Genomic DNA, 10,482 nt, shown 5'->3' on the forward strand with positions numbered 1-10,482 from the left:
GCAATATTGACGGCGTTGGTGACAACTGTCAGCGCCGGCTGCGGTTCGGTGGCATCTCCGGCAGAAAATTCAGGGCGGGCAACGATTGCTCTCGCTACTGCCGTTGTTGTAGTTCCACCGTTAATACCGATGACATCGTGGCGCGACACTAATTCAGCGGCAGCTTCAGCAATACGCTGTTTTACCTCATCGCCCTTGGCCATCTTGTAGTTGAGCGGAAGTGCGATCGATCCGCCAGTTGCAACAGCTCCACCATGCGTGCGGGAAAGCAGTTGTTGCCGGGCTAAAGAGTCGAAATCTCGACGGATTGTGGCGGTAGAGACATCAAGAATGTCGGCAACTTCTTCCACTTCAACGCTGGAGCGTTCGACAACTATCTCAAGAATTCGACTGAGGCGATCCTGTTTATTCACTTCACGCTGCCCGCTGTGAGACCACCGACGAGCCACTTCTCAATAAGTGCAAAGAGAATAACGACTGGAACGATTGCAATAAGTGAGCCTGCGAAGAGATAGTTCCACTGCACTTGGTACTGACCAATTAGAGCAGTCAAGCCAACTGTGAGTGGTTCATGCTCTGGAGAGGATGTCAGGGTCAGTGCAATGACGAACTCATTCCAAGCAGCGATAAAAGTGAAGATGAAGGCTGTCACTAGACCTGGAAGAGCAAGTGGAAGCACGATCTTTGTCAGCGTTGTGAAGCGAGAGCAACCGTCAATCCAGGCAGCTTCTTCAACTTCTTTAGGAATACTGGCAAAGAAGCTTGAGAGAATCCAGATTGAGAAAGCCATGTTGAAAGCTGAGTAGACCAGAATCAGAGCTAAATAAGTATCGACTAGTTTGAAGGCAACGATTTCACGGAAAATTCCGACAACCAGTGCCGTTGGCGCAAACATCTGTGTCACTAGAACAAGTAACAAGAATGCCTTCTTGCCACGAAATTCGTTGCGAGCTACGTAATATGCTGCAGGAATTGCAATTGCAATCACAATAAGTGTTGCACTAATAGAAATTATGAATGAGCTCTTCAGATAGGTAGCAAGTGGAATCTCTTTCCATACACCCGTGAAGTTACTGAATGCCCACTTCTTAGGAAGATAGGTGGAAGGAATTGCTGTGATTTCTTCTTGTGACTTAAGCGCCGTCAAAATCATCTGGAGATACGGGGCAAAGAAGAGGAATCCCATCGTCCATGCAGAGATTGTGAGTGAAACCTTCTTGCCGGTAAAACGCTTATGGCGCTTTGGAAGTACCTGGGTGCTCATTAGTTCTGCTCCTGGTTCTTCGATGCCTTGAGGAAAAGACCAATAAATACAAGAATAATTGCGAAGTTGACCGCCGCCATCGCTGCTGATTGCCCGACATCTTGGTCTCTAAAGGAGATCTTGTAGGCGAGGGTGGTGGTTGTATCGGTTTCATAACCAGGTCCACCTTGGGTAATAACCCAGATGATTGGGAATGAGTTAAAGACGTTAATTAAGTTGATCACCGCTGCTACAAAAAGTGACGGCTTCAGCAATGGGAATGTGATGTGGCGGTAGCTCTTCCACGAAGTGGCACCATCGACATGTGAGGCTTCTTTAATATCGTTTGGAACAGTGGAGAGACCTGCAAGAATTACAAATGATGTAAATGGAATCGATACAAAGACTGCAACAACCATCAACCAGATGAATGATTGTTTTGTATCTGCGAGCCAGTCGATTGATTCTTTGCGGAGGTGGAGATCTATTGCAATCTCATTGAGCACGCCGTAGTAAGCATCAAGGATCCACTTCCAAGCAGTTGATGTCATTACAAGAGATGCTGCCCATGGAACGATGATTGACCAGCGAACAACTTTTCGGCCTGGGTAATTTGCATTAAGTAACTGTGCAACAGGCAACGAGATAATCATCGTGAAGAAGACGACACCAAAGACCCAGATAAATGTTCGGATGAGGACGTTCTTGAGATCCGGGTTCTGCAAAAGAGTGTGATAGTTATTGAACCCCGCCCAGCCTTTGCTCTGTCCTGTCGCGCCAACATTTTGAAACGATGTGCGAATCATTTCGAAAGCAGGCCAGACGACGAAGACTGCAATCATGATGATCGCTGGAGCGATCCAAGGAAGTGCGCCTAAACGAGACTTATTCATCGTGCGCCCTGACATTTGGAATCTCCCAAGTTTGTTATTGAACTTACATCTTACAAAGAAAGGTTATTTAAGAAAAAAGTGACGGGGGTTCGCGGTTGAACACGAACCCCCGCCTTCATACTTTTTTGTATTACTTAGCTGCTACAGCCTTCGCCTGAATTGCATCAAGCGCCTTCTGTGGGTTAGCTAGAGCAGTACCGATCTGCTGCTGAATTGCACCCTTAACTGCTGGCCATGCTGCCTGATCTCCTGGGTAGAAGATTGCAGATGGAAGCAACTTAATGAATGGTGCAAGTGCTGGATCCTTCGCTGCATTCGCTCCTGCTGACTTTGTTGCAGGAATGAAGCCACCAGCAGCCTTAAGGAATGCTGCGTAGTTTGTTGGCTCGAAGATGAAGTCCATCCACTTTGTGATTTCAGCCTTGTGGCCATTTGCCTTGTAAGCAGTGAAGTAATCCTGAACACCAAGTGTTACAGGCTTCTTACCTGGAGCTGCTACGAATGAACCTGAACCGAGGTTGATATTTGCTCCACCATTGTCCTTGAGCCATCCTGGAAGGAAGACTGAACCGTTGATGAATGCTGCCTTACCTGCTGCGAAGAGTGTCTGTGCACAAGCTGTGCGATCACACTTTGCTGGGTTTGGCTGTGTCAACTTCTGATCTGTGAGCTTCTTAAGGAATGTCATTGTCTGAACATTTTCCTTAGAGTTGATTGTCCACTTGCCATTCTTGAATGTAACTCCACCGTTTCCACCAGCCCAGATTGAGAATTCAGCCTGTGCTTCTTCTGGTCCGAGTGGAAGTGCGTATGGATAAACGCCAGGAACCTTAGCCTTGATCTGCTTAAGAACCTTCTCGAGCTCTGTCCATGTTGTTGGAAGCTTTGTAACGCCAGCCTTCTTCAAAATGTCCTTGTTGTAGAAGAGTGCGCGAGCTGATGCCAAGTCTGGAACAGCATATGCAACACCGTTGTACTTAGAGTTGTTGAGGAATGTTGGAACGATGTCATCAAGAGTCTTCTTGCTGACCATCTCGTCTGCGCGATAGAGAAGACCTTCTGCAGCTGCTGCTGAATAGTCACCCTTGTTCACAACGTCAGGTGTCTGACCTGTTGCAATAAGTGTCTTTACCTTGTCATCAATAGTTTCCCATGAGACAACGTTGACTGTTACCTTGATTGTTGGGTTTGCCTTTGTGAACTTAGCTGCAAGGTCATCCCAGAATGGCTGCATGTTTGCATAATCTGCAGCAACCATCTTTAGCTCGACTACATCTGCTGCCTTCGCTGAATTGCCAAGGAAAGCTGAAGCGATCAATGCGGTAGTTGCAACGAGTGCACTAACGCGAGTCACTTTCTTCATCTATATAACTCCTCATACGGTAGGGCCCCGTGAAGGGCTTCGTTGAGAGAAGTAGACATCCTCCCCAGCCCCAAATCAACGGTTTGCGTATAACTGTTTGATAACGAACAAATAAATGCAAAAATGCGCAAAAATTCTTGACTTCTCACCCCGCCCCTCTTTATGGTTGCCCCATGAGCAGCCAATTACATGCAGATATTGAGATCGCCTCCCAGCCAGAAATATGGGCAAAGACAGCTGAATTCGCACCTTCTGTCTTCCATAAGCTCCCGCAAAAGGGCGAGCGCGTGGCGGTCGTGGGCTGTGGAAGCTCCTGGTTTATGTCGATGGCCTATGCCTCCCTCCGCGAGGCCGCCGGCCACGGTGAGACCGATGTCTATGCTGGCTCAGAGTTCAACCACGGTCGTAAGTACGACCGCATAGTCTCGATTTCACGGTCGGGCACCACAACCGAGATTGTCGACCTCCTAGGAAAGGTCTCAACTCCCTCCACCATCCTCACTGCGATCCACGACTCCCCGGTCGAGAAGCTCGCAACAGAGACGATCATCATGGACTTTGCCGATGAGAAGTCAGTGCTGCAGACCCGTTGGGCAACAGCAGCGCTCGGCCTTCTCCGCGCATCCCTTGGTTTTGATCTCGCCTCAATCGTGAAGGATGCCGAAGAGGCTTTAGCAAGTGACATCAGCGCGCTCGTTGAGGTCGAACAAATTTCATTCCTGGGACGGGGATGGACGATTGGTCTCGCACACGAGGCGGCGTTAAAGACTCGCGAATCATCACAGTTCTGGGCTGAGGCATATCCAGCTCTCGACTATCGCCATGGTCCGCTCTCAATCTCTCAGCCAGGTCGTGCTGTCTGGGCATTTGGAGAAATTCCTGCCGACCTCGTGCGCGATATCAAAGCAACAGGTGCACTTTTTGAATCCAGCACATTGGACCCAATGGCACATTTGATTCGTGCTCAACGCGTAGCCATCGCAATTGCAAAGAAGCGCGGAGTCGACGCAGATAATCCTCGCGGGCTATCTCGCTCAATCATCCTCGATAAGTAATTACACTCACCGCTGTGAAGTATGTAGTCGCAGTCGATATCGGTGGAACAGAGATTAAGAGCGCGTTAGTCAACGACGCATTCGACATCATTTCAACCGCGAGCACTGCAACTCCAAAGCCAGATCCTGACGGTCAGCTCACTCTGGCGCTCATTGAAAAAATCGTTCACGAATATTCGTTGCAGCATGAAGTCTCTGCCGTAGGTCTTGGTGTTCTTGGCGTCTTCGATGATGCACTCGGAATCTGTCGCTGGTCTGGAAATCTCGGATGGAAAAACTTTCCCATCCGCGATCAATTACAGGCTCGTCTCGGAATCCCGGTTGCAGCTGGCCACGACATTCGTACAGCAGGCGTTGCAGAACATCGCGATGGCGCAGCCACCGGCTATAAAAACTCAGTATTTATCGCTATCGGCACCGGTATCGCAGCAGCCCTCGTGATTGATGGCCAGATTCGCTACTCCGATGGTTTTGCAGGCGAGATTGGACATATCAATGTCAATGGAGACTTCGATTGTGTATGCGGAAAAAAGGGTTGCTTAGAAGCTGCCTCATCTGCGCTCTCAATCTCAACTGCTTATAAAAACCGCACCGGTAATGCGAAGTCAACAGAAGAAATTGCATCTCTCGTGACTTCCGGTGATTCTATTGCTGCAGATATTTGGAATACAGCTGCCCTTGCACTTGCTCGTGGATGTGAATATGTCATCACGATGCTTGCACCAGAGGCAATAATTTTCGGCGGTGGGCTCGCTCGTTCTGGAGAATTACTTCTCCAGCCAATTCGTGAATATCTGGAGGGCTCACTCACCTTCCAACGTATGCCAGAACTGAAGGTTGCGCGCTTTGGCGCAAAGGCTGGGGCAGTGGGATGTGCGATGTTAGCTTTTGATTTAGTGCAACAGAAGAATTAGAACTTCTCGAAGCGCTTGCCAATTTCGTCTTGAAGATTTTCTAGGATCGATGGAGCATAAGAATTGAGCTTTAAGTACACCCTGCTCTCGGCGATTGCATTCTGTCCCGCAGCCCATGGCGCCCACAACAAAACTGTTCCGACAACATAGGCAAGAACAGCAACTTTTAGACCATGCAAGAGCGCCCCCGCCCATGAGTTAATCCAGGCAAGCGGACCACGCAAAACAGTAAGTTTCAACGCCTTTGCGACTATGGAACCGACCCAGGAACCGATTCCTGCGCCGATGAGGATTGCAAAGATTACCCAGCCGCTGTGATTGTATTGCAGAGCAAAGTAGAGCCCACCAACAGCACCTGCGATATATCCAATGGTTTTGAGAAGGCTCTTCATAAAACCATCTTGGAAACCACTTTTTACCTCAAAGAAGAAGATTGCGATAACTATCAGATCGAAAATCATCTTTATCGCATTCCAAAGTATTTGAAACTGAGAGCACGAAGTTCTTCCACGGATTTAATAGGGCCAATTTTCTTGTACAAAACTTTTCCGTCGCTTTCAACAAACCAGGTTACTGGCACTCCCATACCAAAATACTTTCGCGTCGAACCATCTGCATCAAAGAGATTTGGCCACATGATCCCGTGGGTGCGAGCGAACATTCGCCCATCTTCAATGCGCTTTTCTTCTACATCAACGCCTATGAGCTGAACCTGTGGATTCTTACTCTGGAAGTACTCGACAAAATAGGGAATCTCTTCTTTACATGGATCACACCATGATCCCCAGACGTTGATAATTGCCGGACCTTTAATCGCAGCAATATTCACACCTGGTGAACTGTCGAGACATTCTGCGGAAACTTCTTGAGTGGGATTCTCAATGAGATCGATATGGTTACAGGCAACGACTTCGCCGGTGATGACAGGTTCTGATTTTCCGCATCCTGAGAGAATAAGAAGCGAAGAGAGAGCAATAACTGCGGTACTTCTCAGCTTCATCGGAAGTCCTTATCTGTCTTTACTAATAGGGCTGCTTTTGCGGGATTCATCTCGCCGATACCGACTGATGGACAGATTTTAGCGACCGGACATGCTCCACACGCGGGCTTGCGAGAGTGACAGATGCGACGTCCATGCCAGATCATGCGCTGTGAAAGGTTGGTCCACTCTTTCTGAGGAATCAGCTCTCCCACTTCAAATTCAACTTTGACGGGATCCATTGATGTAGTCCACTCAAAGCGTCGAGATAACCGTCCAAAGTGAGTATCTACTGTGATTCCTGGAATATTGAATGCATGTCCAAGAACAACATTTGCGGTTTTTCTTCCGACACCTGGGAGTGTGATTAACTCTTCCAACGTTGCCGGAACTTCTCCATCAAATTCTTCAACAAGTTTCGTGCCAAGACCTTTGAGATGACGGGCCTTTGCATGGTAGAAACCAGCAGAGAATATGAACTCTTCAATTTCTGGCAACGGAGCTTTTGCATAATCTTTAGCGCTCTTATATTTCTTAAAGAGAGCTGGCGTAATCTGGTTAACCCTCTTATCTGTGCATTGGGCTGAAAGTACAACCGCCACAATTAATTCAAGTGGATTTTTAAAATCAAGCTCACATCGGATCTCTGGGTAGGTCTTGGTCAGAATGCGGTAAATCGCCCTGGCTTGCTTTCGATTTTCCGTATCTGCCTTCACCGGTATAAAGTACCGGTGTGCCTCAAGATGATGAAGTTATACGTCGCGCCCCGCTCTTTACAGCGCTTGATGATGCATCGGCTGCATCGCTACGCGCCTCAATGGACCCGGTAAAGATTGCAAAGGGTGGAGTCCTCTTTAAAGAAGGTGATGAAGGCGAGCACGTCTACGTCATCGTTGATGGAAAGCTCAAGCTCGGAACAGCTAGCGGTGATGGACGTGAGAACCTTCTCTCAATCCTCGGCCCAGGCGAGATGTTCGGCGAACTCTCACTCTTTGATCCAGGACCACGTACATCAACTGCAACTGCAGTCACTGATGCAAAGCTTCTCTCACTGAGCCACGAAAAGCTGATTCCATGGCTTCGCGATAATCCCGATGTTTCACTTCAACTTCTCGCACGTTTAGCTCAGCGCCTACGTCGCACCAACGAAGCAGTCGGCGATCTCGTTTTCTCAGATGTTCCAGGACGCGTTGCTAAGGCGCTTATTGATCTTGGTACACGTTTCGGTAAAGCTACCGATGAAGGCCTCTTTGTTCACCACGACCTCACACAAGAAGAGCTTGCTCAGCTTGTGGGCGCATCACGCGAGACAGTTAATAAGGCTCTCGCAGATTTTGCTGGTCGCGGATGGCTCCGTCTCGATGGTCGCGCAGTGCTGATCACCGATGTCGAGCGCCTCGAAAAGCGCGGTAAATAATGTCCTTGCTTAACCGTTTCGGTTAAGCAACTTCGACTGTTAGCTCAACCTCAACAGGTGAGTTCAAAGGCAACTCTGCAACACCAATTGCGCTACGAGCTGCTACTCCTGCATCACCCCAGATATGCATAAATAATTCAGATGCTCCATTGGCAACTGCTGGGTGTGAAACAAATCCCGGTGCTCCGTTAACGTAGCAAACGATGCGAACAACTTTTACAACTGAGTCAACAGGTGCAACGAGCTCAACAGCCGCAAGTGCGTTAATTGCACAGATCTTTGCCAGTTCGTAAGCATCTTCAACAGTGACATCAGCGCCGACTTTACCTTCTCGTGCGATCTTGCCATCGACCATGGGAAGCTGGCCAGCCGTGAAGACAATGTTGCCGGTGCGAACTGCAGGAACATATGCAGCTAGCGGCTTTGTAGCAACAGGAAGAGTCAGACCCTTTTCAGCTAACTTCGCGCGAACATCTACCAACATTTACTTCACCTCTCGCTTCATATAAGCAACGAGCTGCTCGCCGCCTGGTGCTGGAACTACTTGTACGAGTTCCCATCCATCAGAACCCCACGTATCAAGAATCTGCTTTGTAGCGTGAGACAAGAGCGGGACAGTTGCGTATTCAAACTTCATTAATTTCCTCCAGCGAGAGTTGATTTCACGAGCGATGAAACGAGTGATCCATCGGCTTTTCCTGCAATCAGTGGCTTAATAGCGCCCATCACCTTGCCCATATCGGCAGGTCCTGCAGCGCCAGTTGATGCAACTGCATCAGCAATAATCTTCTTGATCTCGTCTTCAGTAAGTTGAGCAGGAAGGTATTTAGCGATTACTTCGCCTTCTGCCTTTTCCTCAGCTGCCTTATCTGTGCGGCCTGCCTTTGCGAATTCTTCAGCAGCTTCGCGTCGCTTCTTTGCCTCGCGAGAGAGCACAGTGATGATCTCATCATCGCTCAGTACTCGTGCTTCTTTGCCAGCGACCTCTTCATTAGTGATAGCGGTAAGTACCATGCGAATGGTTCCTGATACCAACTTGTCGCTGCTGCGAATGGCCGCTGTTAAATCTTCGTGGAGTTTTTCTTTTAGACTCATAGGTGAATCTTCTCATGCCCCTGTATCTTGTTCACCATGAGTTACGTGCTCCGCGAAGCTGAAATTCCGGTACTTCCTGAAGGTCATGCGCCTATTCGGATTCTGCATTTCTCAGATCTGCACCTGACTCCAAAGCGTAAGACCGAAATCGCCGATATTAAATCGTGGGTGAAGTACTCCCCAGATTTAGTCATTAGCACTGGGGATTTCTTGGCTGATATGAAGGCTGTGCCCACTGTCCTTGATGCTCTCGATGGGTTACTCGATATTCCGGGTTTCTTTGTCTTTGGCTCTAATGATTACTATTCACCAAAGCCAAAGAATCCTCTGAAGTATTTACTGCCAGATCACGGCAAACGAGTCCATGGTGCCGATCTCCCATGGCCAGAGCTCGAGGCTGGTCTACAAGCACGTGGCTGGAAGAACCTCAATAGATCGCGCGCAACCATAAAAATAAATGACACAGTTATAGAAGCGCGCGGCACAGATGATGCCCATCTTGAGCTTGATGATTACTCACTTGTTGCAGGCGAACCCGGAGAATGTGATTTAGCAATTGGTGTAACTCACGCACCATATCTGCGCATCATTGAAGGTATGAGCAACGACAAATTGGATGCGATTTTCGCTGGCCACACACATGGTGGGCAGATTCGATTGCCATGGCCTGGTGGTTCAAAGGCACTTACTACCAATTGTGACTTACCGAATTGGCGCGCCCGTGGACTTACGTATAACGATGATGACCCATACCTACATGTATCAGCGGGAATGGGAACAAGTCCCTTTGCGCGCATTCGCGTTGCAAGTCCACCGGAAGTTTCGCTGGTGACGCTGACTAGCCTTTTTTAGCGAGAGCTTCGATATCAGCATCGACCATGAGATGAGCAAGCTCTTTCCAGTGGGTCTTTGCCTTCCACCCAAATGCATCAGCTGCCTTTGATGGATCACCGATCAGTGCATCAACTTCTGTTGGACGGATGTACTTCTTATCAGTCTCAACATGGTCTTCCCAGTTAAGGCCAGCATGTGAGAATGATGCTTCAACAAAATCCTTAACGGTTGCGCCAACACCGGTCGCAACAACGTAATCCGATGGCTTATCTTGCTGAAGCATCAACCACATTGATTCGACATACTCTTTTGCATAGCCCCAGTCGCGGACAGCATCCATATTGCCGAGGAAAAGCTTGTCTTGCTTGCCAGCCTTGATTGCTGCAACTGCGCGAGTGATTTTGCGAGTGACGAATGTTTCACCGCGGCGAGGAGATTCGTGATTAAAGAGAATTCCGTTGGTGGCATGCATGCCATACCCATCGCGGTAGTTAACTGTGCACCAGTAGGCCATCAACTTTGCCGCTGCATATGGTGACTGTGGGCGGAATACTGAATTTTCATTCTGCGGTGGTGGGGTAGAACCGAAGAGCTCTGATGTCGATGCTTGATAGAAACGGGTATCGATATCTGCGCTGCGGATTGCCTCAAGTAAGCCCACTGCGCCTACGGCATCAACTTGGCCTGTG

The 10,482-nt window shown here is 48.7% G+C and carries 15 protein-coding genes; 4 read left to right on the forward strand and 11 right to left on the reverse strand.

Annotation, left to right across the window (positions count from 1 at the left end; translation table 11 throughout):
* The 4 genes from ACKOVI_RS04685 to ACKOVI_RS04700 form a co-directional block, all read right to left on the reverse strand.
* Positions 1 to 413, reverse strand: a 413-nt coding sequence (locus tag ACKOVI_RS04685) for a DeoR/GlpR family DNA-binding transcription regulator (protein WP_509602896.1), incomplete at its 3' end; no start/stop codon positions are given.
* A complete protein-coding gene (locus ACKOVI_RS04690) occupies positions 410 to 1,264 on the reverse strand; it encodes a carbohydrate ABC transporter permease (protein WP_509602897.1) in 855 nt (284 codons plus the stop codon). The genes ACKOVI_RS04685 and ACKOVI_RS04690, both read right to left, overlap by 4 nt.
* Positions 1,264 to 2,151: a carbohydrate ABC transporter permease gene (locus ACKOVI_RS04695; RefSeq protein WP_509602898.1), complete on the reverse strand. Its 888-nt coding sequence runs from the start codon at positions 2,149 to 2,151 to the stop codon at positions 1,264 to 1,266. The genes ACKOVI_RS04690 and ACKOVI_RS04695 overlap by 1 nt, the downstream gene beginning before the upstream one ends.
* A gap of 115 nt (positions 2,152 to 2,266) precedes the next feature.
* Positions 2,267 to 3,499 (reverse strand): extracellular solute-binding protein, encoded by a 1,233-nt coding sequence (locus tag ACKOVI_RS04700; RefSeq protein ID WP_509602899.1) that lies wholly within the window; start codon positions 3,497 to 3,499, stop codon positions 2,267 to 2,269.
* Between the two features lie 173 nt (positions 3,500 to 3,672).
* Here ACKOVI_RS04700 and ACKOVI_RS04705 point away from each other — a divergent pair, with 173 nt between their 5' ends.
* Positions 3,673 to 4,554 carry an SIS domain-containing protein gene (locus ACKOVI_RS04705; protein WP_509602900.1) on the forward strand — a complete coding sequence of 294 codons (882 nt, stop codon included), beginning with the start codon at positions 3,673 to 3,675 and terminating at the stop codon, positions 4,552 to 4,554.
* Positions 4,555 to 4,568: 14 nt separating this feature from the next.
* Positions 4,569 to 5,468 carry an ROK family protein gene (locus ACKOVI_RS04710; RefSeq protein WP_509602901.1) on the forward strand — a complete coding sequence of 300 codons (900 nt, stop codon included), beginning with the start codon at positions 4,569 to 4,571 and terminating at the stop codon, positions 5,466 to 5,468.
* On the opposite strand, the gene ACKOVI_RS04715 is transcribed toward ACKOVI_RS04710, so the two are convergent.
* Genes ACKOVI_RS04715 through nth form a run of 3 tightly spaced genes read right to left on the reverse strand, consistent with a single transcriptional unit; the run spans position 5,465 to position 7,163 of the window.
* A complete protein-coding gene (locus ACKOVI_RS04715; protein ID WP_509602903.1) occupies positions 5,465 to 5,929 on the reverse strand; it encodes a CvpA family protein in 465 nt (154 codons plus the stop codon). The genes ACKOVI_RS04710 and ACKOVI_RS04715 overlap by 4 nt on opposite strands.
* A 2-nt stretch (positions 5,930 to 5,931) precedes the next feature.
* A complete protein-coding gene (locus tag ACKOVI_RS04720; RefSeq protein ID WP_509602904.1) occupies positions 5,932 to 6,468 on the reverse strand; it encodes a TlpA family protein disulfide reductase in 537 nt (178 codons plus the stop codon).
* On the reverse strand, positions 6,465 to 7,163 hold the full coding sequence (nth, locus tag ACKOVI_RS04725) for an endonuclease III (RefSeq protein WP_509602906.1): 699 nt from the start codon (positions 7,161 to 7,163) through the stop codon (positions 6,465 to 6,467). Before nth ends, ACKOVI_RS04720 begins: the two co-directional genes overlap by 4 nt.
* A 17-nt stretch (positions 7,164 to 7,180) precedes the next feature.
* Between nth and ACKOVI_RS04730 the strand changes: the two genes are divergently transcribed.
* A complete protein-coding gene (locus tag ACKOVI_RS04730; protein ID WP_509602907.1) occupies positions 7,181 to 7,864 on the forward strand; it encodes a Crp/Fnr family transcriptional regulator in 684 nt (227 codons plus the stop codon).
* A gap of 22 nt (positions 7,865 to 7,886) precedes the next feature.
* Here ACKOVI_RS04730 and ACKOVI_RS04735 read toward each other — a convergent pair whose 3' ends face one another.
* From ACKOVI_RS04735 to ACKOVI_RS04745, 3 genes are read right to left on the reverse strand one after another with little or no spacing between them, the layout of a single operon-like run.
* Positions 7,887 to 8,348, reverse strand: a complete 462-nt coding sequence (locus ACKOVI_RS04735) for a RidA family protein (protein ID WP_509602908.1) — start codon at positions 8,346 to 8,348, stop codon at positions 7,887 to 7,889.
* Positions 8,349 to 8,501 carry a Sp36 family protein gene (gene sp36 / locus ACKOVI_RS04740; protein ID WP_509602909.1) on the reverse strand — a complete coding sequence of 51 codons (153 nt, stop codon included), beginning with the start codon at positions 8,499 to 8,501 and terminating at the stop codon, positions 8,349 to 8,351.
* Positions 8,501 to 8,959 carry a GatB/YqeY domain-containing protein gene (locus ACKOVI_RS04745; RefSeq protein ID WP_509602910.1) on the reverse strand — a complete coding sequence of 153 codons (459 nt, stop codon included), beginning with the start codon at positions 8,957 to 8,959 and terminating at the stop codon, positions 8,501 to 8,503. The genes sp36 and ACKOVI_RS04745 overlap by 1 nt, the downstream gene beginning before the upstream one ends.
* 36 nt (positions 8,960 to 8,995) lie before the next feature.
* On the opposite strand from ACKOVI_RS04745, the gene ACKOVI_RS04750 reads away from it, so the two are divergent.
* Complete coding sequence (locus ACKOVI_RS04750) at positions 8,996 to 9,811, forward strand: metallophosphoesterase (RefSeq protein ID WP_509602911.1); 816 nt, start codon at positions 8,996 to 8,998, stop codon at positions 9,809 to 9,811.
* Here ACKOVI_RS04750 and ACKOVI_RS04755 read toward each other — a convergent pair.
* On the reverse strand, positions 9,798 to 10,482 hold a 685-nt coding region (locus ACKOVI_RS04755), incomplete at its 5' end, for a GDP-mannose 4,6-dehydratase (protein WP_509602912.1). The genes ACKOVI_RS04750 and ACKOVI_RS04755 overlap by 14 nt on opposite strands.

Origin of the sequence: Candidatus Planktophila sp. (genome assembly GCF_046070465.1) — a bacterium.
In the GTDB taxonomy this organism is placed as follows: domain Bacteria; phylum Actinomycetota; class Actinomycetes; order Nanopelagicales; family Nanopelagicaceae; genus Planktophila.

Coding starts and splice junctions, on each gene's coding strand:
- sp36 (WP_509602909.1), bottom strand. CDS start 8,501: ATGAAGTTTGAATACGCAACTGTCCCGCTCTTGTCTCACGCTACAAAG.
- ACKOVI_RS04750 (WP_509602911.1), top strand. CDS start 8,996: ATGAGTTACGTGCTCCGCGAAGCTGAAATTCCGGTACTTCCTGAAGGT.
- ACKOVI_RS04700 (WP_509602899.1), bottom strand. CDS start 3,499: ATGAAGAAAGTGACTCGCGTTAGTGCACTCGTTGCAACTACCGCATTG.
- ACKOVI_RS04745 (WP_509602910.1), bottom strand. CDS start 8,959: ATGAGTCTAAAAGAAAAACTCCACGAAGATTTAACAGCGGCCATTCGC.
- ACKOVI_RS04735 (WP_509602908.1), bottom strand. CDS start 8,348: ATGTTGGTAGATGTTCGCGCGAAGTTAGCTGAAAAGGGTCTGACTCTT.
- ACKOVI_RS04705 (WP_509602900.1), top strand. CDS start 3,673: ATGAGCAGCCAATTACATGCAGATATTGAGATCGCCTCCCAGCCAGAA.
- ACKOVI_RS04720 (WP_509602904.1), bottom strand. CDS start 6,468: ATGAAGCTGAGAAGTACCGCAGTTATTGCTCTCTCTTCGCTTCTTATT.
- ACKOVI_RS04690 (WP_509602897.1), bottom strand. CDS start 1,264: ATGAGCACCCAGGTACTTCCAAAGCGCCATAAGCGTTTTACCGGCAAG.
- ACKOVI_RS04695 (WP_509602898.1), bottom strand. CDS start 2,151: ATGTCAGGGCGCACGATGAATAAGTCTCGTTTAGGCGCACTTCCTTGG.
- ACKOVI_RS04715 (WP_509602903.1), bottom strand. CDS start 5,929: ATGATTTTCGATCTGATAGTTATCGCAATCTTCTTCTTTGAGGTAAAA.